Annotated in this window: 19 protein-coding genes and 4 pseudogenes; 12 read left to right on the top strand and 11 right to left on the bottom strand. The window is 60.4% G+C overall.

All coding sequences use genetic code 11. The features are described 5' to 3' along the window. The first annotated feature begins 25 nt into the window (after positions 1-25). Positions 26-1009 carry a FecR family protein gene (locus KW848_RS02800; RefSeq protein WP_218535533.1) on the top strand — a complete coding sequence of 328 codons (984 nt, stop codon included), beginning with the start codon at positions 26-28 and terminating at the stop codon, positions 1007-1009. A gap of 97 nt (positions 1010-1106) precedes the next feature. Beyond that, entirely contained in the window at positions 1107-3530 is a 2424-nt protein-coding gene (locus tag KW848_RS02805) for a TonB-dependent receptor (RefSeq protein WP_218535534.1), read from the top strand. A 227-nt stretch (positions 3531-3757) separates the two neighbouring features. On the opposite strand, the gene KW848_RS02810 is transcribed toward KW848_RS02805, so the two are convergent. Then, positions 3758-4909: an MFS transporter gene (locus tag KW848_RS02810; RefSeq protein WP_218535535.1), complete on the bottom strand. Its 1152-nt coding sequence runs from the start codon at positions 4907-4909 to the stop codon at positions 3758-3760. A 271-nt stretch (positions 4910-5180) separates the two neighbouring features. Between KW848_RS02810 and KW848_RS02815 the strand changes: the two genes are divergently transcribed. After that, on the top strand, positions 5181-6338 hold the full coding sequence (locus tag KW848_RS02815; RefSeq protein ID WP_218535546.1) for an SRPBCC family protein: 1158 nt from the start codon (positions 5181-5183) through the stop codon (positions 6336-6338). A gap of 44 nt (positions 6339-6382) precedes the next feature. Here the strand turns inward: KW848_RS02815 and KW848_RS02820 are convergent, their stop codons facing one another. Beyond that, on the bottom strand, positions 6383-7039 hold the full coding sequence (locus KW848_RS02820; RefSeq protein ID WP_218535557.1) for a carboxymuconolactone decarboxylase family protein: 657 nt from the start codon (positions 7037-7039) through the stop codon (positions 6383-6385). A 225-nt stretch (positions 7040-7264) separates the two neighbouring features. On the opposite strand from KW848_RS02820, the gene KW848_RS02825 reads away from it, so the two are divergent. Beyond that, positions 7265-8257: a diaminopimelate epimerase gene (locus KW848_RS02825; RefSeq protein ID WP_218535559.1), complete on the top strand. Its 993-nt coding sequence runs from the start codon at positions 7265-7267 to the stop codon at positions 8255-8257. 131 nt (positions 8258-8388) lie between these two features. Here the strand turns inward: KW848_RS02825 and codA are convergent, their stop codons facing one another. The 5 genes from codA to KW848_RS02850 all read right to left on the bottom strand — a co-directional run bounded on the left by codA (position 8389) and on the right by KW848_RS02850 (position 13765). Further along, complete coding sequence (gene codA / locus KW848_RS02830) at positions 8389-9636, bottom strand: cytosine deaminase (protein ID WP_123368400.1); 1248 nt, start codon at positions 9634-9636, stop codon at positions 8389-8391. A 13-nt stretch (positions 9637-9649) separates the two neighbouring features. Beyond that, entirely contained in the window at positions 9650-10921 is a 1272-nt protein-coding gene (codB, locus tag KW848_RS02835) for a cytosine permease (RefSeq protein WP_218535561.1), read from the bottom strand. Positions 10922-11171: 250 nt separating this feature from the next. Further along, positions 11172-12002 carry an alpha/beta fold hydrolase gene (locus KW848_RS02840; RefSeq protein WP_111452447.1) on the bottom strand — a complete coding sequence of 277 codons (831 nt, stop codon included), beginning with the start codon at positions 12000-12002 and terminating at the stop codon, positions 11172-11174. A 232-nt stretch (positions 12003-12234) separates the two neighbouring features. Continuing rightward, the gene (queD, locus tag KW848_RS02845; protein WP_008152165.1) at positions 12235-12591 is read right to left on the bottom strand and encodes a 6-carboxytetrahydropterin synthase QueD; all 357 of its coding nucleotides are present in this window, start codon (positions 12589-12591) and stop codon (positions 12235-12237) included. A gap of 94 nt (positions 12592-12685) precedes the next feature. After that, a complete protein-coding gene (locus tag KW848_RS02850; protein ID WP_218535562.1) occupies positions 12686-13765 on the bottom strand; it encodes a patatin-like phospholipase family protein in 1080 nt (359 codons plus the stop codon). 260 nt (positions 13766-14025) lie between these two features. Between KW848_RS02850 and KW848_RS02855 the strand changes: the two genes are divergently transcribed. The 4 genes from KW848_RS02855 to KW848_RS02870 are packed head-to-tail and all read left to right on the top strand — an operon-like array spanning position 14026 to position 16645. Then, entirely contained in the window at positions 14026-14334 is a 309-nt protein-coding gene (locus KW848_RS02855; protein WP_008152162.1) for a PepSY domain-containing protein, read from the top strand. Continuing rightward, entirely contained in the window at positions 14334-14657 is a 324-nt protein-coding gene (locus KW848_RS02860) for a PepSY domain-containing protein (RefSeq protein WP_218535564.1), read from the top strand. Before KW848_RS02855 ends, KW848_RS02860 begins: the two co-directional genes overlap by 1 nt. 3 nt (positions 14658-14660) lie before the next feature. Next, complete coding sequence (locus tag KW848_RS02865; protein WP_008152159.1) at positions 14661-15329, top strand: response regulator transcription factor; 669 nt, start codon at positions 14661-14663, stop codon at positions 15327-15329. Then, entirely contained in the window at positions 15326-16645 is a 1320-nt protein-coding gene (locus tag KW848_RS02870; RefSeq protein ID WP_218535566.1) for a sensor histidine kinase, read from the top strand. Before KW848_RS02865 ends, KW848_RS02870 begins: the two co-directional genes overlap by 4 nt. Positions 16646-16808: 163 nt before the next feature. Here KW848_RS02870 and KW848_RS32375 read toward each other — a convergent pair whose 3' ends face one another. Together KW848_RS32375 and KW848_RS32380 are read right to left on the bottom strand one after the other, a co-directional pair. Then, on the bottom strand, positions 16809-17564 hold the full coding sequence (locus tag KW848_RS32375) for a methyl-accepting chemotaxis protein (RefSeq protein WP_375154705.1): 756 nt from the start codon (positions 17562-17564) through the stop codon (positions 16809-16811). Positions 17565-17666: 102 nt separating this feature from the next. After that, a pseudogene (locus KW848_RS32380) lies at positions 17667-18956 on the bottom strand (HAMP domain-containing protein); the annotation flags it as partial. Between the two features lie 426 nt (positions 18957-19382). Here KW848_RS32380 and KW848_RS02880 point away from each other — a divergent pair. The 3 genes and pseudogenes from KW848_RS02880 to KW848_RS32390 all read left to right on the top strand — a co-directional run. After that, complete coding sequence (locus KW848_RS02880) at positions 19383-20699, top strand: Na+/H+ antiporter family protein (protein WP_218536258.1); 1317 nt, start codon at positions 19383-19385, stop codon at positions 20697-20699. A gap of 185 nt (positions 20700-20884) precedes the next feature. Continuing rightward, positions 20885-21655: pseudogene (locus KW848_RS32385) on the top strand (cache domain-containing protein); the annotation flags it as partial. A gap of 318 nt (positions 21656-21973) precedes the next feature. Next, positions 21974-22561, top strand: a pseudogene (locus KW848_RS32390) (methyl-accepting chemotaxis protein); the annotation flags it as partial. Between the two features lie 32 nt (positions 22562-22593). On the opposite strand, the pseudogene KW848_RS02890 reads toward KW848_RS32390, so the two are convergent. Beyond that, positions 22594-22860, bottom strand: a pseudogene (locus tag KW848_RS02890) (LysR substrate-binding domain-containing protein); the annotation flags it as partial. An 83-nt stretch (positions 22861-22943) separates the two neighbouring features. Between KW848_RS02890 and KW848_RS02895 the strand changes: the two are divergent. Next, positions 22944-23108, top strand: a complete 165-nt coding sequence (locus tag KW848_RS02895; protein ID WP_192410428.1) for a metallothionein — start codon at positions 22944-22946, stop codon at positions 23106-23108. Positions 23109-23155: 47 nt separating this feature from the next. On the opposite strand, the gene KW848_RS02900 is transcribed toward KW848_RS02895, so the two are convergent. Further along, entirely contained in the window at positions 23156-23383 is a 228-nt protein-coding gene (locus KW848_RS02900) for a DUF6555 family protein (RefSeq protein ID WP_008152143.1), read from the bottom strand. Positions 23384-23433: the final 50 nt, after the last annotated feature.

Raw genomic sequence — 23433 nt, forward strand, 5'->3', positions numbered from 1 at the left:
TATCCCCAGCCAAACAGGAACTTCCATGATGGATACTCGTGATTGTGCGTGCGGGCAAACAATGGTTCGCGACGGGGCGGCGCGATGGTTTGTGCGTTTGCAGGAACCTGCGATCAATGTCGAAGAGGCCCGGCATTTCGAAGCCTGGCTGGACGAACACCCTCAGCATCGCGACGAGTTCCAGTTGCTCCAGGGCTTGTGGTCGGCGGCGGATTTGCTGCCGGCGGCGCGTCTGCAAGCCTTGTGTGAAACCCCGCCGGCGCGCAACAAGCGCCGTCCGGTAGTGCGTTATGCAGTGGCCGCCAGTGTGTTGGCCGTCGCGCTCGGCTTGGGGTTGTTCAGCGGTTTGAATCACCCGGCGATCTACACCGCCGAATTTTCCACTGCCCTGGGCGAGCGACGTCATGTGGCGTTGCCGGACGGTTCGGTGATCGACCTGAACAGCCGCAGTCGCGTTCAGGTGCGCTATGAAAACGACCGCCGCAGCATCGAGCTGACGCAGGGCGAAGCGATGTTCAGCGTCGAGCACGACACCCGCCGGCCCTTCGTGGTCGAGGCGGGCAGCGGCAAGGTCACGGTTACCGGCACCCGTTTTGATGTGCGCCGCGACACCGCCCAAACCCGGGTCGTGGTGGAGCAGGGCACCGTCAAGGTTCAGGGTCGCACAGCGGCGGACAGCGATTTCATCAGCCTCACGGCCGGCCTCGGCACGCACATCGATGCCCAGGGCAAAGTGGCCGCTGCCTACGCGGTCAATCCTGTCGAGCTGACCGCCTGGCGCAGCGGCAAACTGGTGTTCACCAACGCCAGACTCAGCGACGTCGCCGAGGAAGTCTCGCGCTATCGCGAGAAACCGCTCACCGTCGACAACGACAAAGTGGGCAATCTGCGCCTGACCAGCGTGTTCAAATCCGACAACACCGACGCACTGCTCAAGGCCTTGCCGAGCATTCTGCCGGTGGCCGTACGCACCCTCGATGACGGCAGTCAGGAAATAATTTCAAAATAAATTCAGGTTTTTTTCGAGTTGATCGTCTTCCTGTCCAACTGCAACTGGTTTGCATTAACAAGCGCACACTCTTGCGATCCACAGGACTACGTTCGACGTGAAAAAATCCACCACTAAAAACAACAAATCACCTTGGTTGCGCCTCGCTCTCGCCCTGGCTGTCGCCGCGGCGTTGCCCCAGGCTTTTGCCGCCGACGCGATTCACATTCCGGCGCAACCCCTGGGTCAGGCCCTGAGTGAACTGGGCCAGCAAACCTCGCTGCAGGTGTTCTTCAGCCCTGAGCTGGTCGCCGGCAAACAGGCTCCGGCGGTGGACGGCAACCTTTCGCCGGAAGACGCGCTGCGCCAACTGCTGCAAGGCAGCGGTCTGCAATACCAGATCGACGAAGGTTCGGTCACGTTGATGCCGGCTCCGATTTCGGCTGCCAACGGCCCTTTGGAACTGGGCGTGACCGACATCAAGGTGGTCGGCAATTGGCTCGGCGACGCCGATGCCGCCGTGGTGCAGAACCACCCCGGCGCCCGTACGGTGATTCGCCGTGAAGCAATGGTCGAGCAGGGCGCGATGAACGTCGGCGACGTGCTGAAGCGCGTGCCCGGTGTGCAAGTGCAGGACGCCAACGGCACCGGCGGCAGCGACATTTCCTTGAACGTCGGCGTGCGCGGCCTGACTTCACGCCTGTCGCCACGCTCCACCGTGCTGATTGACGGCGTGCCGGCAGCGTTCGCCCCGTACGGCCAACCGCAATTGTCCATGGCGCCGATTTCCTCCGGCAACCTTGACAGCATCGACGTGGTTCGCGGCGCCGGCTCCGTACGTTACGGGCCGCAGAACGTCGGTGGCGTGATCAACTTCGTCACTCGCGCGATTCCGGAAAAAGCCACCGGTGAAATCGGCTCGACCCTGGAAACCTCCCGGCACGGTGGCTGGAAGCACATCGACACGGCGTTTCTCGGCGGCACCGCGGACAACGGCATCGGCATGGCGCTGCTGTACTCGGGCGTGAACGGCAACGGTCACCGTGAACGCAACAACGGCAACGACATCGACGACGTGATCCTCAAGACCCACTGGGCACCCACCGATGTGGACGATTTCAGCCTCAACTTTCACTACTACGACGCCAGCGCCGACATGCCCGGCGGCCTGACCCAGGCGCAGTACGACGCCGATCCGTTCCAGTCCGACCGCAACAACGACAACTTCAGTGGCCGCCGCAAGGACGTCTCGTTCAAGTGGGCACGACAGATCGACGACCGCACCCAGGCCGAAGTGCTGACCTACTATTCCGACAGCTTCCGTGGCAGCAACATCGCCGCTCGCGATCAGAAAACCCTCGGCTCGTTCCCGCGTACTTACTACACCTTCGGGATTGAACCGCGGGTCTCCCGTGTGTTTGACGTCGGCCCGACCACCCAGGAAGTCAGTGTCGGTTATCGCTACCTCAAGGAAGGCATGCACGAAGAGGCGAGCCGCCTGGCGCTGGTCAACAACGAGCCGGTCGTGACCAAGAGCTCGGACGGTCATGTGTATCAGGACCGCACCGGTGGCACTGAAGCCAACTCGGTGTACGTCGATAACAAAATCGACGTCGGCAACTGGACCATCACCCCCGGCATCCGCTTTGAACACATCAGCACCGACTGGCACGACCGCCCGGTGCTCGACACCGCCGGCAAACCGGTGCTGGAAAAGAACCGCAGCATCGAAAGCAACGAGCCACTGCCGGCCCTGAGCGTGATGTATCACGTCTCGGAAGAGTGGAAGCTGTTCGCCAACTACGAAACCTCGTTCGGCAGCCTGCAGTATTTCCAGCTGGGCCAGGGTGGCGCGGGTGACAACACCGCCAATGGCCTGGAACCGGAAAAGGCCAAGACCTACGAGGTCGGCACGCGCTACAACAATGATGTGTGGGGCGGGGAAGTGACGCTGTTCTACATCGACTTCGATAAAGAGCTGCAATACATCAGCAACGATGCGGGCTGGACCAACCTCGGCGCGACCACGCACCAGGGCCTCGAAGCCTCGGTGCACTACGACATGGCGGCACTGGACCCACGGCTCGACGGCCTGACCGCCAACGCTGGTTTCACCTACACGCGTGCTGTTTATGAAGGCGAGATCCCGGGCTTCAAGGGCCGTGACCTGCCGTTCTACTCGCGTCAGGTGGCGACTGCCGGCCTGCGTTACGACATCAATCGCTGGACCTACAACCTCGATGCCTTTGCCCAGTCCAAGCAGCGTTCGCCGGGCGTGGCTGTGAACGCTGATGGCAGTTTCACCAACAACTACATCACCGAAGGCACCGCGGACGGCCAGTACGGCGACATCCCGGGTTACGTCACCTGGAACGTGCGCGGCGGTTATGACTTCGGCGCGCAGCTGTCGAATTTGAAAGTCGGTGCCGGGGTGAAGAACATTTTCGACAAGCAGTACTTCACGCGTTCCAGCGACAACAACTCGGGGATGTACGTTGGCGCACCGCGCACGTTCTTTGTGCAGGCCAGCGTCGGGTTCTGATAGACCCGGCTGCCCACACTTGATCCATGCCGAACACAAGTTTTGTGTTCATTGAAGATCCACTGTGGGAGCGGGCTTGCTCGCGAAGGCGGCCGTCCAGTTGATAAAGACGTCGCCTGACACACCGCTTTCGCGAGCAAGCCCGCTCCCACATTTGATCCATGCCGTACACAAATTTTGTGTTCACAGAAGATCCCCTGTGGGAGCAAGGCTTGCCCGCGATGCTTTTAGACCTTCAACACCTTTCCGCCAATGGCCACCGCTACCAGCAACACCGCCATCAACCCGAAGGCAAAACTCAAACTGCTGCCATGGGCGATAAACCCGATCAACGCAGGCCCCGCGAGAATGCCGGCGTAGCCCAACGTGGTAATGGCTGGCACGGCGACGCTTTCGGGCATCACCGTCTGTTTGCCCACTGCGGTGTACAGCACCGGCACAATGTTCGAACAACCCGCCCCCAACAATGCATAACCCACCAGCGCCGCTTCCCAGCTCGGGGCGAAGGTCGCCACAAACAGGCCCGTTGCGGCCGTCAACCCACCGAGCACAATCACCCGCGTGGCGCCGAGACGACGCACGATCGAATCACCGGTCAAACGCCCGACGGTCATGGTCAACGCAAACGCCGCGTAACCCAGTCCCGCATACGCGGTGTCGATCCCGCGTTCCTGCGCCAGGAACACCGCGCTCCAGTCGAGCGCCGCGCCTTCGGCGAGGAACACGATGAAACACATCCCGCCGATGAACAGCACGATGCCATGGGGAACGGCAAACGCCGGCCCCGAACTTTCGCTGCCGTAAGGCAAGAGGTGCGGCGCGGCCTTGGCCAGGGCGATCAGCAGCATCACGATCACCACCAGCGTCGCCCCCAGCGGTGAAACCCCGAAGCCGAGCAGGGCGCTGACGCCCGCCGCACCGACAATCCCGCCGAGGCTGAACAGCCCATGGAAGCCCGACATCATGGTCTTGCCGCTGGCCCGTTCGACGATCACCGCTTGCAGGTTCACCGTCGAATCCACCGTGCCCAGCCCCGCGCCGAACATGAACAACGCAGCAATCAACGCCGGAATCGACGTCACCGTCGCCAACAGCGGCAGGGCCGCGCAGATCAGCAACACCCCGGCGCTCACCACCCGGCGACAGCCGAAACGCGTGGCCAAAAGCCCCGCCATCGGCATCGCCAGAATCGACCCCACCCCCAGGCACAACAGCAGCAAACCGAGCGTCCCTTCATCCAGCCCGGCCCGAGCCTTGGCATAAGGCACCAACGGCGCCCACGCGGCGATGCCGAAACCGGCAATGAAAAAGGCGATGCGCGTGGACATCTGTTCCAGGCGTCCGGGAACAAATGCGGTTTGAGTGTTGAGGTTGGTCATATCAATCCTTGGCAAAAAACGTCGCGTACCCAAGGGACAGTGATCGACCTGCGAGGGTTCGATATTCAGTCCGCGGGATTGGCAGTCAGGCAGGGCGCCATCGTTGCACAGCGTGACCCTCTGCCGCGAGCGCAAGTGCCGACATTGTCCGGTTGGTCTGCCCGAGCTACCTGATACTTCTGACAGTTACGGCGTGTTTTTTTTGCGAGTAAAACGAAGGTTGGCGTTCGATGCATCGACGACGTTGCTGCCAGGACAGTTTGGAGGCGATATGGACCATCCCACTCAGGTTTCACTATCAAGGACGTTGCTGGCGATGATTGAACAGCGCCAGACAAGCATGGCCAATGACATTTTTTTGAATCCTGTCGAGTCCTATACGAGCCTCGATCAGCAGCGTCGGGAACAACAGCACGTGTTTGGCTCGCGACCATTGATGATAGGCCTTGGTGGTCAATTGGCTTACCCCGGTGACTTTCTGACTGACGATTTAAGCGGTGTGCCTGTTCTGGTTGTGCGCGACAACAACGGATCATTGAATGCGTTTATCAATGTTTGCCGACATCGCGGGGCGAGGCTGTTGAACGGATCGGGGAACATCGCGGGTGCGATGATCTGTCCCTATCACGGTTGGGCCTATGGTCTGGATGGTCAGTTGCAGCGACTGAATCCGCCTGGCAGCTTTGAGGGATTAAGTTGCACCGAGCGTAATCTGACGCGCCTGAGTGTTCTGGAACAGCATGGGCTGATCTGGGTGCATCCGACGCCGGGAGGGCAGATCGATGAAGCTCAAACACTTGGCCTGTTGACCCATGAGGTCCAGTGTTTTGGTTTTCAGCATTACTCGCACTACCAAACGAGGCGTTTACGCAGGCGCTTTAATTGGAAGGTCGTTGTCGATACGTTTCTGGAGAACTGGCATTTTTCAACTCTGCATCGGCAAACGGTGCTACCGATCTTTTTACCGGGCATCAGCCATTTCGAAGGCTGTGGGCAGCATCTGCGGTTGATCATGCCGCGTCGCTCTATCGTCGAACTGTTCGATCAGCCCGAAGAGCAATGGGACTTGCTCCGGCATTCGGCAATTATGTACGTGCTGTTCCCCAACACACTTCTGGTCTGGCAGGGCGATCATCTGGAGGTGTGGCGGGTGTTTGCGGCAGGCCCTCGCTGTGTCGATCAATGCTTGATCGAAGTGTCTTTGCACGTTCCTGCGGCACCAACGTCGGCAAAAGAGAAAACCCATTGGGATAAAAACATGATCCTTCTTATGGACACAGTCGATGGCGAAGACTTTCAATTGGCAAAATATTTACAAAAAGGCTACGCATCCCACGCTCAGCAATACCTGACATTCGGCAGAAATGAGCCGGCGCTTCAACATTTCCATCGTGCGATCCGGGCAGCGATCGATGAAGGGGAAAATTGACGGTAAAAAAAACGTCGATGCATTTTTCCCGTAGTAACGAGACGTCAACGAGCAACAAAACGCCTCACCTCGACGACCTGAGTCCCTTCCACCTGAACATGCAAAAGCGCCGCTGGAAGGGAATGCTCACCGTCGAAACACTCAATAATCACGGTTTTGGCCGCTGTCGCCTGCACCGAAAGAGGGTGTGATTGGCGCAACAGGCGTTTGATCGCGGCACTCAGGGGAATGGGCGAATGGCCCTTGCGAACTTGCTCGCAAAACGCCAGCGCCACCTCGCGCGGTGCAGGCGGGGGCGGCGAAACCATTCCTGCTTCATCAAACAGTCGGTTGAGCTGGTCGGCCGCGGACACGGCTCTCGGGAAACCGGCGAATGCTGAAGCTTGCAGCAATATCCCTGTCATCTCTCCCGGTGCGAGCCCCGAAGCCAACCCCGTCTTGAAATGCACACTCAAGGGTGGCCCCACCATGCCGGCCGCGACAATTGCGGCGAACGATACCGCTTCGCGCAGACGTGGGTCCAAGTCCGGACGGCCATGCAAGTAACCGTAAACAACGCCGACCGCCAGCTCACCCAGGGCCGGAACCGTTCGAAAGAGTGCGTCCAGTCGGGCGCCTCCGTCTGGCACCAGGTCGATAAAGGTTTTTCGGCCCTCGCGGTACAGCGTGGGTATGGGAGCGTCTGGGTGTTTGCTGCTCATGGGGTGTTCCGAGCATGTATAAAGAATTTCACTTTGGGCCCGGTCAGAAAGATTGTCTGCTGTCATAAGTGACAGGTTCAGCAGATTTGTTTGCAATAAGAGGTGATCGGTCTATAACGGAAATGCTTGCGGAACGCCTTGCGCGTTTACGCCCGGGCGGTATTTCATCGCCGGACATTGACGCCTAAAGTACAGGCATTTTCTGGCTGACTTCAGGACCGATCCATGACGCCGTTCTACGATGCTCGAGGCAATATCTATGCGGTTGTGGCGCCTGACGCCGTGCGCCGGGGCGGTATCGATCTGCCCGAGCAGGCCAGTCGCGCTGCGCAAATTCGTGCGGCATGGACGGTTTCGGCTATCGAGGCCTTCTGCGGCTGGGCACCCGGTACACAACCGCCAGGCAGCAAGGATCATCGTTGCGATGGTTTGCTGATCGGGCCGTTTCAAGACTCGCCACCGTTTGACCTGCTGATCGTCAACACCGACGGCACTCTTGCCGAGCGCAGTGGCAATGGATTGACGATTTTCTCTCAAGCTCTGAGTGAACAAGGGCTGCTGCCGGGGGACGAGGTTTGTTTGCTCAGGGTTCATCACGACAAGGCTGATGCGGTTTCACCGGTGGGCACGTCGGTGAAACCGGCCGAGGTCGAGGGTGTGAAAGGGTTTTGGCTGGATCTGGGCAGACCCTCGTTCGGGCCTGACGCGGTGGGGGCAAAAGGGGTTGAAAGTGTGCTGTTCAACGGTCGCGATGTCAGCCATGTGCAGCTGTTGTCGGCGCTCGATCGTGCCTGGTCTCGAAGCCAGTTCGTGCGTATCGGCAATCCGCATTGTGTGACGCTTTTAGACAACGCCGATGCATTGCCGAGCAATGAGCAGATGCGCGAGCCGGGGTTGTCCGAAGGGCTGACGCGTATCGCTTACGCCACACCGACCGGGGCGGGGGCGCTGTGTGCTGCTGGGGTGAATCTGCAATGGGCGATGCTTGAGCCTGAAGGGCGAGTCGTCGCGCGGGTATTCGAGCGCGGAGAAGGACCGACGGCGTCGTCGGGCACCAGCGCCAGTGCGGTGGCTTGCGCGGCGTGGCGGGTGGGTTGGGTCAGTGCCGGGGAGGTGAAGGTGGTCATGCCTGGGGGTACTGCACCGATTCTTCTGGAGGAGGAGCAGGGTGAGTTGAGTCGGGTCAGGTTGTTTGGTACGGCGCGGTTGATGAGTTGATTGTTAGATCGCCTTCGCGAGCAAGCCCGCTCCCACAGTTGATCTGTGTGTTGCACACTACTTGTGTCCACAGAAGATCCAATGTGGGAGCGGGCTTGCTCGCGAAGGCGTCAGCCCAGCCAACGCAAATCTCAGCTCTGATCACCGAAGAACTCGACCACCGGCATCTGCCGCTTCATCAACACCTTGCCATCGCGCACCGAATACAGCGGCAGGCCTTGGCTGCGGATCACCTCGTAATCGCTGTCCGCCGACAGAATCAGCAAATTCGCTGGCCGCCCGCGTTCCAGTCCATAACGATCACCCAGGTTCATGGCCTTGGCGCTGTTGTCGGTGACCAGGTCCAGCGCGCTTTGCAGGTTGCGGTAACCGAGCATGTGGCAGATGTGCAGGCCGGCTTCGAGCACTCGCAAGATATTGCCGTTGCCCAGCGGATACCACGGATCGACGATCGAGTCCTGACCAAAACACACGTTCATCCCCGCTTCCAGCAACTCATTCACTCGGGTCACGCCACGGCGTTTCGGGAAGTTGTCGAAGCGCCCTTGCAGGTGAATGCTTTCGGTGGGGCAGGAGACAAAACTGATCCCCGAATGCCCGAGCAGGCGAAACAGTTTGGCGCAGTAAGCGTTGTCGTAAGAGCCCATCGCCGTGGTGTGGCTGGCGGTGACCCGTGAGCCCATGTCGCGGCTGCGGGCTTCTTCAGCCAGCACCTCAAGAAAGCGCGAGTGTGGGTCGTCGGTTTCATCGCAATGCACATCCACCAGGCAACCGGTGCGCTCGGCCAGGTCCATCAGGAATTTGACTGAACTCACGCCTTGATCGCGGGTGTACTCGAAATGCGGAATACCGCCGACCACATCGGCGCCCATGCGGATCGCTTCTTCCATCAACTCGCGACCGTTGCGGTACGACTCGATGCCTTCCTGTGGGAACGCAACGATCTGCATGTCGATCAGATGACGGCTTTCCTCACGCACTTCGAGCATCGCCTTGAGCGCGGTGAGCTGCGGGTCGGTGACGTCGACGTGGGTACGCACGTGCTGGATGCCGTGGGCGGCGAGGGTCTGGATGGTTTTCTTGGCGCGGGTTTTGGTGTCCTCTTCGGTGATGGTCACCTTGCGCTCGCCCCAGCACTCGATGCCTTCGAACAGCGTGCCGCTCATGTTCCAGCGCGGTTCACCGGCGGTGAGCGTGGCGTCGAGGTGGATGTGTGGCTCGACGAAGGGTGGCACCACCAGGTTGCCGCCGGCGTCCAGATCATCGGGGCCCAGGGTCGGGGCTTCGGTCTGTCGGGCGATGTTGCTGATCAGGCCGTTTTCCAGGTGCAACTCATGCAGGCCATCTTGGTTGCGCAGGCGGGCATTGATGATGTGCATCAGGCGAATCCTTTTATAGATCTTGTAATGGTGCGTTGGCAGTACGGGCACCCAGCACGCCGGTCAGTACCACATACGTTAACGCGGCAGCGGCAATTCCTACCAGCGGCGCGACCCACGGTGAACTGAACGCGGTCACGGTGCCGACTGCGTAGGCGGCCAAACCGGGCCAATTGAACGCCGGCAAACGGGCATCGGCCAGACGTGGATATTGACCACGATAGCGGTAGAAGAAGTCCGCCATGATCACGCCGCCAATCGGCGGAATCACAGTGCCCAGCAGAATCAGGTAGGGCACCAGCATGTCGTACATGCCCAGCAGTGCCAGCAGCGTGCCGATCACCGCGCCTGCCAGGGTCACGGTTTTGCGACGGCCAGTGCGCAGCAGGTTGCAACCGGCGACGGCGAAGTTGTAGATGGTGTTGTCCTGGGTACTCCAGATATTGAGCAGCAACATCGCCATCGCCGCCATGGCGAAGCCTTGCAACAGCAACACTTCGACCACGTCCGGTTGCTGGTAGACGATGGCGCCATAGGCCCCGATCAACACCATCAGGCCGTTGCCGATGAAGAAGCCGATCAGGCTCGCCAGCACCGCGACGCGTGCTGAACGGGAGAAACGCGTCCAGTTGGTCGCCTGGGTTGCGCCGCTGACAAAGGTGCCGAACACCAAGGTGATTGCGGTCGACCAATCCAGTGTTCCCGTCGGGACTACCGCGAGCAAACCGTCGAGGCCGCCGACCTTCACCGTGGCCACCCACATCGACAGCATCAGCAGCAACATCATCGCCGGTACGGCGATGTACGACAGAATCTCCAGGCCGCGATAACCGACATACGCGGTCGCGCAAAACACCAGACCGAACAGCACCATCAGCCCGAGAACGGTGCCCTCGCTCAATTCGAAATACTTGCCCAGCACCACGGCGGCAGTGGCTGTGCCCCAAGCGTACCAGCCGATCTGGGTAAAGCCGAGGATCAGGTCGCTGAGCTTGCTGCCCACTTCACCGAAGCAAAAGCGTCCCATCAGCACCGAGTTCAGACCGCTCTTGAAGGCGATGTAACCCAGGCCGGCAGCGTAGATCCCCAGCAGCAGATTGCCGACGATAATCACCGCCATCATCTCGCCGAAACTGAACGCCACACCGAGCTTGCCGCCGGCAAACATGGTCGCGGTAAAAAAGGTGAAACCCAGCAGCACCATGGCCGTTGAGGCCAGGCCTTTGCGGGCATGCATCGGGACTTCGCTGAGGGGGTAATCGTTGCCGGGATCGTTCTGCGTCATGGGGCGTTCCTTGCTGAATGAGTGACGCGGGGGCGTGTTGCAGTGGTCGTGCCAAGCGTGGGGTGGCGTAGTTATTTATAGCCGAGCCGACGGGTTTGGCGCGGGGAGGGCACAAAAGCGGTGCACCTGAAGGAACACAGAACCATGTGGGAGCGGGCTTGCTCGCGAAAGCGGTGTGTCAGTCACAGCAGATGTCGACTGATACACCGCTTTCGCGAGCAAGCCCGCTCCCACATTTTATTCGGTTTTTTCAGGGGGATTTTTGTTGTGGGAGGAACCGCAGGAGCGCCGCGACGATCGCTTCCGGCGCATCTTCCTGGACCAGATGCCCGGCATTCGCAATCGCCTGAAACCGCGACCCGGGAATCATCTGATGCAATGCCTGCCCACGTTCAATGGGAATCCACTGATCGTCTTCCCCCCACAGAATCTGCACCGGACACCGAATCGTCGGGTACAGCCCTTCGGCCTCACGGGTATAACGCTCGTCCATCTGCGCGATCTGCCGATAGAACGCCGCTTGCCCCGGATCGCCGAGCCACGGCTGCACGTAAGGTGCGAGTTGATGATCAGGAATTTCGCGCTTGATCGCCCCGCGAATATACGCCGGCACAATCGCCCGCTGAATGTAATCGGGCAGGCCCCTGAATGCCGCCTCATGCTGGCGCACATGCTGTACAAACGGCGAACCCCAGGGCGTCAGCGCCACGGGATCGATCAGCGTCAGGCTGCGGTAGTCCTTGCCATTCAGCAGATGAGTACGCAGAGCGGTGGCGCCGCCGAAGTCGTGAGCGACGACGTCTGGTCGCGCCAGACCCCAGTGATCGAGCAAGTGAGCCAGCAGGTCGTTCTGTACACCCAGCGACACATCGCCCTCGATTTTCTCCGATAGCCCATAACCCAGCAGGTCAAAGTAATGCACCCGATGGGTGGTGATGAAGTGCGGTGCAATCCGGTGCCACACGTAAGAAGAGAAGGGCGTGCCATGCACGAACACCAACGGCGGACCGTCGCCCCGTACGGCGTAACGAACGGAGCGCCCGTTGAAGCGATAGGTCTGAGGCAGCGGCCAGTCAGTCATTGGGGGTGTCCTCTTGGCGTGGGGGAGCCAAAAAGCATAGGCATAAAAAAACAGCCATTGAAGGCTGTTTTTATATTCACTGACGAAACGCATTACCCCCTGTGGGAGCGGCGGTGCGGCGATCCGACTTGCTCGCGAAGGCGGTGTCCCAGTCAATGCATATGCCTGCTGATACACCGCCTTCGCGAGCAAGCCCGCTCCCACAGTGATTTTTATCGGCGTTTAGATCGGCTTATTCACCGTGATAGATGCAACCGCTGGTGCACGTCTCGTGAATGCGGATCGCGCTGAGTTCCGGCAGCAGCGGCTTCAATTCCTTCCAGATGAATTTGGCCAGCACTTCACTGGTCGGGTTTTCCAGGCCGGGAATGTCGTTCAGGTAGTTATGGTCGAGGCGCTCATAGAGCGGCTTGAAGATCGCCTTGATTTCCGAGAAATCACGGATCCAGCCCGTGTGCGGATCGAGGTCGCCGCTCAGGTGGATCGCCACTTTGAACGAGTGACCGTGCAGGCGGCCGCACTTGTGGCCTTCCGGTACGTGGGGCAGGCGGTGGGCGGATTCGAAGGTAAATTCTTTGAAGATTTCCACAGTGATTTCAGCTCTGTCAGGTGGCGATCGCCGCGGCGATGTGGGCAGGCGGCGAGTTTAACAGTTTGCGTTTGGCGTTGCGGGAAAACACTGACTAAAGGGTCAGCAAGCGCTCCCCGAGGCGACCGCTGGCAGCCAGTTCGAGGAACTCATCGCCCATGCGACGGCTTTCATCCATCGTCGTGCGCCAGTATTTCTGTCGGCTCGGGGCATCGCCCATGAAGCGTTTGAAGTCGTTGCGGTCCGGGAGTTTGCCGTAGGGCAGGCGCGCCAGGTAATCCTTTGACGGCGCCAGCAACAGGACATCCTGCAAGCGCGCAGGACACGCGCGGCGCCATGGCAGGGTCTTGTCGAACCAGCCGGGAATCACCCGGTCGGTGAAATGCGGATAGAGCACGATGTCGTTGCCGCTGTAGGGCAGGTCGAGGTGATAGTCCAGCAGACCGCCATCGCGAAACGTCCCGGCACCGGCACCCGGCAGATTACGCACGCCTTCCATCACCATCGGGATCGAGCCTGAGGCGAGCAAGGCCTGGCGCAGGTTGCCGGCATTCAGCGCAACGAAGCGCGAGGGGAAATCGTTGAGTGCATTGACCGGCGGGGCCAGGCGCGGATCGTGAATGATCAGCCGCTCGAAATGCCGCGACAGGCGCGGCCGGCCGCGCAGGTTGTCGGCGATCACCGATGACAGGCCCAGCCCCAGTCGGCCGCGATGATCGTCCGCCAGCAGGCCGTGGCTTTTGACCACCATGATGTTCAGTCGGTAATGAGCGTTGTCCAGAATCGAGGCATCGCGGCCGTCGAGCAGCTCATCGAGCATGCGCCGGGAGCTCTGGCTGATCTGCGCCATGGTCACGCCCTTGGCGAAGTTCTGCCCGGTGTAGAGGTGACCGAGGCGGCGGATACCTTCGGCGGCATCCGGCAGACACGCGCTGGCGAAGCGCCAGGAACCCACCGACGCACCGATTAACGAGCGCTCCCGCGGTGCCGTCGGCAGCCATTCGCCGAACAACGCCAGGTCCAGACCTTGAATCCCCAACGCCTTGGGACCCCCAGCGGCACCCGGCAGTGTGCCGACATCGGCGGCGCTCAAACCGTTTTCACGGATGCGCGCCAAGGCACGAGGGCCGGCCTTGAGGGTCAGGGAGGGGAACTTGATGTGGAAAGCGGTCATACCGGTCTCGAATGCAGGCAAGCGGGGGATTATAAACGCATGAATCCCTGTGGGAGCGGGCTTGCTCGCGAAAGCGGTGAGTCAGCAGCATTAATACCAACTGAAACACCGCTTTCGCGAGCAAGCCCGCTCCCACAGGGTTTTGTGCAGGGCGGTGATGTCGTGTTGCCATCTTCAATGATGGCAATTCAGTTTCAATTAAGTTCGCCCCGTTAAGGTGCACTCCCTCGGCAACACATAAAAAAATACGGAGACACCCCATGAAAACCCTGACTGCCCTGTTCACCGCGTCCATCATCGGCATGACCGCCAGCATCGCCCACGCTCGCGACCTCGGTCCCGACGAAGCCCTGAGGCTGCGCGACGCTGGTACCATTGTGTCTTTCGAGAAGCTCAACGCCACCGCTCTGGCCAAACATCCCGGCGCCAAAATCACCGAAACCGAGCTGGAAGAAGAGTACGGCAAGTACATCTATCAGGTGGAAATGCGCGACCCTCAGGGCATTGAGTGGGACCTGGAACTGGACGCCGTCAGCGGGCAGATTCTCAAGGATCATCAGGATACGTAATGAAGGTGTTTTCTTTTTCACAGCGGTGCACGAGAGGTCGAATGGCTCTGGCGCTTCTGGCTTTTTGCTCGGTGGCCATGGCTCGCGACCTGGATCAGGACGAAGCCCTGCGCCTGCGTCAACATGGCGTGATCCTGCCGCTGGAGCAGCTCGTGCAGCAAGCGCTGGACCGCTACCCCGGGGCCAAATTGCTGGAAGCCGAGCTTGAAGAGAAACACGACGTCTACGTTTATGAAGTCGAGTTGCTGACCCGTGAAGGTGTGGTCCGCGAACTGGACCTTGACGCCACCACCGGCCAGTTACTGAAAGACAAGGAAGATTGATCGATGCGTTTGCTTCTGGTGGAAGACCATGTGCCGCTGGCCGACGAACTGATGGCGGGCCTCAACCGGCAGGGTTACGCCGTGGACTGGCTGGCCGACGGTCGCGACGCGGTGTATCAGGGCAGCAGCGAGCCTTATGACCTGATCATCCTCGACCTCGGCCTGCCGGGTTTGCCTGGGCTCGACGTGCTGACGCAATGGCGGGCCGCTGGCCTGTCGACGCCCGTGCTGATCCTCACCGCCCGTGATTCCTGGGCCGAACGAATCGAAGGCCTCAAGGCCGGCGCCGACGATTACCTGACCAAGCCTTTCCACCCCGAAGAGCTGCACTTGCGCGTCCAGGCGCTGTTGCGCCGTTCCCACGGCCATGCCAACCAGCCGACGCTCAAGGCTGCCGGGCTGCACCTGGACGAAGGCCGCCAATGCGTGACCCGCGACGGCGCCGACATCCAGCTCACTGCCGCTGAATTCCGCCTGCTGCGTTATTTCATGCTGCACCCCGAGCAGATTCTGTCCAAAAGCCACCTCGCCGAACACCTCTACGACGGTGAAACCGAGCGCGATTCCAACGTACTCGAAGTCCACGTCAACCACCTGCGGCGCAAACTCGGGCGCAGCGTCATCGAAACCCGTCGCGGCCAGGGTTACCTGTTCGGCGGGCAAGCCCAGTGAGGTCGATCCAGCGCCGCTTGAGCCTGGGACTGATCAGCGTGATGGTGATCGTCGGCCTGGTGCTGGCGCAGACCAGCCTGTGGCTGTTCGAAATGGGTTTGCAGCGCTACCTCGAAGCCGGGCTGCGCGACGACAGTGAAAACCTGCTGGTGGCGCTGGTGCGTGGGCCGCAGGGTTTGCAGCTGGATGAGCGACACCTGTCGCCGGCCTATCAGCGACCGTTTTCCGGGCATTACTTCCGCATCGATTTCGCCGACAGCCATTGGCGCTCCCGTTCGCTATGGGATCAGGAACTGCCGCGCCTCGACCATGCAGGCCTGCACAGCAACCTGCAATTGGGGCCGGAAGGCCAGCAATTGCTGGTGCTGCGTTCAGACTATCGACGGCTCGGCCAATCGATCTCCATCAGCGTGGCCCAGGATTACACGCCGGTGCGCGAGAGTTTCCAGCGCATGCGTCAGGTCGGATTGGGCCTTGGGCTGACGGGGCTGCTGCTGATTCTGCTGCTGCAACGGATCACCGTGCGCCGGGCCTTGCGCCCGCTGGAAAAGGCCCGCGAGCAGATCGCCCAGTTGCAGCAAGGCCAGCGCTCGCAACTCGATGATCAGGTGCCGGTAGAGCTTGAACCGCTGGTGGCGCAGATCAACCATTTGCTGGCGCACACCGAAGACAGCCTCAAGCGTTCGCGCAATGCGCTGGGCAACCTCGGCCACGCCTTGAAAACCCCGCTGGCGGTGTTGTTGAGCCTGGCCTCAAGCGAGAAGCTCGATGCGCATCCGGAGCTGCGCAAAGTGATGCAGGCGCAACTGGAACAGGTTCAGCAGCGACTCAATCGCGAACTCAATCGCGCACGGTTATCCGGCGATGCGTTGCCGGGGGCGTTGTTTGATTGCGATGCTGAATTGCCTGGATTACTGGCGACGTTGAACATGATTCATGGCGAGCATCTTCACCTCAGCTATGTGGCGCCGAAGGGGTTGCAACTGCCTTGGGATCGTGAGGATTTGCTCGAACTGCTCGGTAACCTGCTGGACAACGCCTGCAAATGGGCGGATGCCGAGGTTCGGTTGAGCGTGGTCGAGACGGCCGAAGGGTTTGAGTTAAGCGTGCAAGACGATGGACCGGGGATTCCCGAAAACCAGCGCGATCAGGTGTTCAGCCGGGGTACTCGGCTTGATGAACAAACGGATGGGCATGGGTTGGGATTGGGGATTGTGCGGGACATCGTCGATACGTGGGGTGGGGTGTTGCGGCTGGAGGAGAGTGAGTGGGGCGGGTTGAAAGTGGTGATTGAGTTGCCTAAGCGTTCAGGCTGAAAGCCACCCCCTCACCCCAGTGGGGAGAGGGGGAAAGGGAGCTGATCTCCATTGGCTTCTAATGCCGAGTTCGACTCTATTTTCTCGGTCGCAGAATATCTAAAAACCAACTCGGTCAGTCCCCTCTACCCTCTGGGGAGAGGGTTAGGGTGAGGGGTGGTTCTCAGACCCGAAACTGATCCATCAAACTCTGCTGCTGATTCGCCAGGCTATTGAGTGACTGACTCACCCGCGCCGATTCATTGGCCTGCCCCGACAGCGACTCCGTCACATCCCGAATCGTCGCCACGTTGTTGTTGATCTCCTCGGCCACGGCGCTTTGCTCTTCCGCGGCACTGGCGATCTGCAAGTTCATGTCGCTGATCACCGTCACCGCCTCACCAATCTGACGCAACGCCGTCACCGCCTGACCCACTTGTTCGACACTGCCCTGAGCCTGGCGATGGCTGTTGTTCATCGAACCGACCACGTCCTGAGTGCCGCTCTGCAACTGCTCGATCACCAGGCGGGTTTCTTCGACAGACTCCTGGGTCCGGCGTGCCAGGTTGCGCACCTCATCGGCCACCACGGCAAAACCGCGCCCGGCTTCACCGGCACGAGCAGCCTCGATGGCGGCGTTCAGCGCCAGCAGGTTGGTCTGTTCGGCAATGGCCCGGATCACTTCCAGCACCGAACCGATCTTCTCGCTGTTGGCTGCCAGGCCTTCGACTTGAACCATCGCCGCGCTCATGTCGGCGGCGAGGTTGTCGATGCTGGCGGTGGTGCGGTCGATCACGCTCAGACCGCGACGGGTGGCCTGATCCGCATCCCGCGCGGCCTGTGCTGCTTGCGCTGCACTGCGAGCGACGTCCTGGGCGGTGGCGCTCATTTCGTGTGACGCGGTAGCGACTTGATCCACCTGACGGTATTGCTGCTCCATGCCGGCGCTGGTCTGGGTGGCGATGGCGGACGACTGATCCGCCGTGCTGCGTGCGTCCTGCACCGAGCGTTTGACCTCGGCGATGATCGGTTGCAACTTGTCGAGGAAGCGGTTGAACCAGCCAGCCAATTGGCCGAGTTCGTCCTTTTTGTCGTAGGCCAGACGGCGGGTCAGGTCGCCTTCGCCGCTGGCAATGTCTTCGAGCATGTGCGCCACACCCAGAATCGGTTTGGTCACGCTGCGGGCCATCAGCCACACCAGCAACAGGCCAATCAACGCGGCCAGCACACCGAGGCTGAGTTCGACCAGGGTGCCGACGGTGTTGCTTTCATCGAGTTGCTTTTTCAACGCTTCGGCGGGGCCGACCAGGACTTTCTCCGGCACCTCGAGCAACACGCCCCAGGACTTGCCACCGGGAATCGGCTGGAATGGCGACAGCACTTTGAGCTGTTGATTGTTGTGCAGGCTTTCGGTCTTGCTGCTGGCGGCGAGCATGCGGATCAGCTCGGCACCGTTGGTCTTGTCCACGGTGTCCAGGCGCTGGCTGAGCTTGCTGGCGTCCGGGCTGTAACCGGCCAGCAAACCGACCGGGCTGATGATGCTGACGTTGGTCTGGCCGTCATAGAGCTTCTTGCTCGCACCCTGGCTGACGGCTTGCAGACTGTTGAGGTTGATGTCCACTGACAGCGAAGCGATGACCTTGCCGTTGACCATCAGCGGGAAAACGATGCTGGTCATCAGCACGTTCTGGCCGTCGATCACGTAGAAGTAGGGTTCGATCACGCAGGGTTTGAGGGTCGTGCGCGGGCAGGTGAACCAGGCGTTGGCCGGTTCGCCGCTCGGGCCGGTGCTGGTGTCGGCCATGTCGCTTTCCGGTAGCGCCATCGACGTCACCTTGCCGGGTGTCGGCTGCGACCAATAGAGCGCGAAACGGCCCTTGTCGTTGCTACCCAGCTCGGCCTGGCCGGCGAACAGATCGTCCTTGCCGTCCAGCGCATTGGCTTCGAACACCAGCGAGAGGCCGAGCAGTTCCGGGTTGGCTTGCAGGGCTGACTTGACTTGACGGGTCAGGTCTTCACGCAGGTCAAAGGCATCGAGAAAGCGCTTCTCGGCCTGCTCGCGCAGGAACAGCACCTGACGCGAAAAGCCATGGCCATATTGATAGGCATCCATGAACTGCTGGCGAATCCCCAGCGCCTGGTTTTCACCTTGGGATTCGATCCGGGCCTGGGCCGCTTCGGTGAGCATCTCCATGCTGGAGGCTTTCACCATCTCGGAGCTGTGCTCCATGCGATACAGCGAAAGACCCACCAGCAGGGTCACGATGCCGGCCAGGCACAGCCCGGCCAGCAGGGTGATTTTCCATTGAATGGAAAGTTGTCTGAGCGACATGGAGACGTCCTTATTCGATAAATATCTGAGACTTTGCACTGTAGCGGCCGCGATTCGGCTTTCTTTATGGCAGTTCCTGAATGATGAAACTCCGTTGGTCGGCTGCCTTTGTGGCGAGGGGATTTATCGGAATGCCGCACCACCCCGTTCGGCTGCGAAGCAGTCGCAAAACCTGACAATTCGGTGTGACTGACGGAATTGCAGGGGGCCGCTTCGCGACCCAACGGGGTGGTGCGGCATTCCGATAAATCCCCTCGCCACAGGGTTCATCACAACCGTTTACATCCCCCAGGCCCATGCGCTTTGACACCGGGCCGACTCTGCGGCACAGTGCGCGCCCTCTAATAAAACCCTCTCATTCAATCCGCTGGCGGCTCTTTGCAGACTGCCGGCCGGACTCTTTCCGTTTGCCTTGAGGTAACGATGATTAATGCTGTAATTGCCGCGGTCGGCGTCATGCTGATCCTCAGCCTGTCCCGCGTGCACGTCGTAATCGCGCTGATCGTGGGCGCTCTGGTGGGTGGTTTGACCGGTGGCCTGGGCATCGACGCGACACTCAAAGCCTTCAACAGCGGCCTCGGTGGCGGTGCGACGGTCGCATTGTCCTACGCCTTGCTCGGCGCTTTCGCAGTGGCCATTGCCAAGTCCGGCCTGGCACACGCCCTGGCAGACAAAGCCTTGCTGATGGTCGACCGCCAGCACGCCAGCGGTGGCGGTCAGGTCAAATGGCTGTTGATCGGTTTGCTGTGGGTGGTGGCCATCGCTTCGCAGAACATTCTGCCGATACATATCGCCTTTATTCCGCTGCTGGTGCCGCCACTGTTATATGTGCTGACCAAGCTGCAACTGGATCGCCGGTTGATTGCCTGCGTCATGACCTTCGGCCTGATTACGCCGTACATGTTCTTGCCCGTGGGCTTCGGCAACATCTTCCTTAATGAAATCCTGCTGGCCAACGTCGCCCGTAGCGGGGTGGACATTAGCGGCATCAACGTCACCCATGCCATGGGGATTCCAGCCTTGGGCATGGTCGTCGGGCTCGCGGCAGCGTTTGTCAGCTATCGCAAGAAGCGCGTCTACGATCTGGAAAAGATCGAGCAAGTCGAACAGGTCGCGGTGCAGTACAACCCGCTGAGCCTGATGGTCGCCGGTCTGGCCATCGCGGTGGCGTTCATTATTCAGCTGTTGCTGGACTCGATGATCATCGGTGCGCTGGCAGGCTTTCTGATTTTTTCGGTGTCGGGGATCGTGAAGTGGCGTGAAACCGACGACCTGTTCACCGAAGGCATGAAAATGATGGCGATGATCGGTTTCATCATGATCGCCGCCTCCGGTTTTGCCGAGGTGATGAAAGCCACCGGTGAGGTGCAGACACTGGTCGAAGCCTCGGCTTCGTGGATCGGCCACAGCAAAGGCATTGGCGCGTTGCTGATGTTGTTGGTCGGACTGTTGGTGACCATGGGCATCGGTTCGTCGTTTTCCACTGTACCGATCCTGGCCGCGATTTTTGTGCCGTTGTGCGTACAACTGGGCTTCAGTCCGATCGCGATCGTGTGCATTGTCGGCACTGCCGGTGCGCTGGGCGATGCCGGTTCGCCAGCGTCGGACTCGACCCTCGGCCCGACCTCGGGCCTGAACATCGACGGCCAGCATCACCACATCTGGGACACCGTGGTCCCGACCTTCCTGCACTACAACCTCCCGTTGCTGGCGTTCGGCTGGGTGGCGGCGATGGTCCTCTAAACACATTCCCCCTGTGGGAGCGGGCTTGCTCGCGAAGGCGGTGGGTCAGTCACGTCAATGATGGATGTGCCGCCGTCTTCGCGAGCAAGCCCGCTCCCACATTAACCGCGTTCAACTTTTGAATTGGCCTGCCGTTAAAGCCTTTAACCGCGCCAATAAAATCAAAAGAGTGAACCGTCATGCGCATGAGCCTGAAGGCTAAAGTCCTGTCCCTTGCCGTCCTCCCGGTGTTGCTCTTTGCGCTGGTCATCAGCCTGACCACGTTGTTCATTCTGCAGGAGCAGGCCCGCAAGGAAGTCGAGGAAACTCGCCAGCGCCTGCTCAGCGATGCCAAGGCAACCCTGCAAAGCTACGTCGCCGTGGCCATGACCACGATCAAACCACTCTACGACGCAGCTGCCCCCGGTGATGACGCGGCGCGGGCCCAGGTGGTCAAGTTGCTGTCGAGCATCACCTACGGCAAGGACGGCTACTTCTTCGGCTACGACTCCAATACCGTGCGCCTGTTCAAGGCCAACAGCCCTGAAGGCGTGGGCCAGAGCTTCAAGGACAACCGCGATCCGAACGGCGTCTACGTCAACCGCGACCTGGTGAAAGTCGCCAAGGACGGCACCCACTACCTGCAATACAGCTCGCCGCTGCCCGGCAACAGCCAAGTGCTGGTGCCGAAACTGGGCTACACCGAATACTTGCCCAAGTGGGACATGGCGGTCGGCACCTCGGTCAACCTCGACGGCATCGAAGCGCAAGTGGCGCTGGTCGAAATCAAGGTCCAGGAGCGCATGCAAGGCGTGGTGCTGAGCATCGTCGGAATTGCCGCCGTGGTGCTGTTGGTGATCGCCGCCGCCGGGATGCTGCTGGCCAACACCATCCTGCGTCCGCTGAACCTGATGAAAGCCAACCTCGATGACATCGCGGCGGGTGAGGGCGACCTGACGCGTCGCCTGACCATCACCAGCCAGGACGAACTCGGCGAGCTGGCCGGCTCGTTCAACCGCTTCGTCGACAAGATCCACGGCCTGGTGCGTCAGATCACCGAAATGACCTCGCAACTGACCGGGCTGGTGAATCAGGTCTCCGATCAGGCGCAGCGCTCGGATCAGGCCATGGAGCGTCAGCGTCACGAGACCGATCAGGTCGCCACGGCGATCAACCAAATGTCCGCCGCCGCTCAGGAAGTGGCGAAAAGTGCACAAAACGCCGCGGTGGCTGCCCAGCAGACCGACGAAGAAGGGCAGGCTGCCAAGCGTGTGGTGGCCGGCAGCATCGTGAAGATTCATGCGTTGGTGGACGATATTCGCAGCAGCGGCGTGTCTCTGGACAGCCTGCAAAAAGACGTGTCATCGATTGTCAGCGTGCTTGGGGTGATCCGTTCGATTGCCGAGCAGACCAACCTGCTGGCGCTCAACGCCGCCATCGAAGCCGCCCGTGCCGGTGAGGCCGGTCGTGGTTTTGCGGTGGTGGCCGACGAGGTTCGAGCGCTGGCCAGCCGCACGCAAATCAGCACCCAGGAAATCCAGGGCATGATTGATCGCTTGCAGGCCGGCACTCAGTCTGCGGTGGAAGCGATGCGCCGTTCCAGCGAGGCCGGCGACGGCACGTCGGCTCAGGCCAACGAAGCGGGTGCATCGCTGGACACCATGGCCCAACTGATCGGCACCATCAACTCGATGAACGCGCAGATCGCCAGCGCTGCCGAAGAGCAGACCGCCGTGGCCGAAGAGATCAACCGCAGCGTGCACCAGATCGCTGTGGCCGTAGACAGTGTCGCCGACGAAACCCAACTCGGCGCCCAGACCTCCCGCAGCCTGGCCGACCTCGGTCAGCGCCTGGGCAAACTGGTGGGCCAGTTCCGTATCTGACATCCCGAAGAACCTGTGGGAGCTGGCAGATATTACGGTCTGTCCCAGTAGGGCACCGCGCCAAAGCATTCCACGAAAAAATCAATCACCGTCCTGACTTTCACCGACAACCGTCGGCTCCCAGGCCACAGCACCGCAATCTGCTGCGGCTCAAGGCTGTTGGACACCTGATACGCCCCCAGCACCGGCACCAGCGTGCCGTTGCGCACCGCTTCACCAATCAGCCACGACGGAAACATCACCCGCCCCAAGCCTTGTTCGGCGGCTTGGGTCAGGGTGTCGGCGTGGTTACCGGTGATCGACAGCTGCTACAAGCTCCTACACTGGTGGTACGGGTCGCATTTGCCAGACCCGGACGACCACAACCAATGGAGTCAGACACATGATCAGCAGTGACAGTAAATGCGACTGCCCCAAATGCTCCTGCAAACTGGGCGAACATCCGATCGCGCGCCACGGCAAGCACTATTGCTGTGAAGCCTGCGCCAAGCACCACGAACATGGTGAAGAATGTGCCAGCAAGGGCTGCAAGTGCGCCCAACGCTGACCACTCATCCAAAAAAAGGTGGAGCCTGATCGGGCTCCACTTTCATTTCAATTCGCCGGCCGCCACTTGACGTTTTCCACGCCGAATTTCTCCGCCATCGGCTTGCTGGTTTTTTGCACCTTCTCTCGGCCGAAGCGGGGGATTCTTCCGACCCCCGCGTCGCAACTTGCCCAATGCCAGGCTTCCGCGTTATCCATCTTGTCCAGGCGGATGATGAAAGACTTGGGCGCGCCATGAAGGGTGTATTCAATGACGAAAAGTTTTGCGTTGTTCATAAAGCCCATATTCCTCCCTGTGGTATTACAAGGATCGTTGGGGTTACGGA

This window comes from Pseudomonas sp. PDM25 (genome assembly GCF_019219045.1).
Taxonomy (GTDB): domain Bacteria; phylum Pseudomonadota; class Gammaproteobacteria; order Pseudomonadales; family Pseudomonadaceae; genus Aquipseudomonas.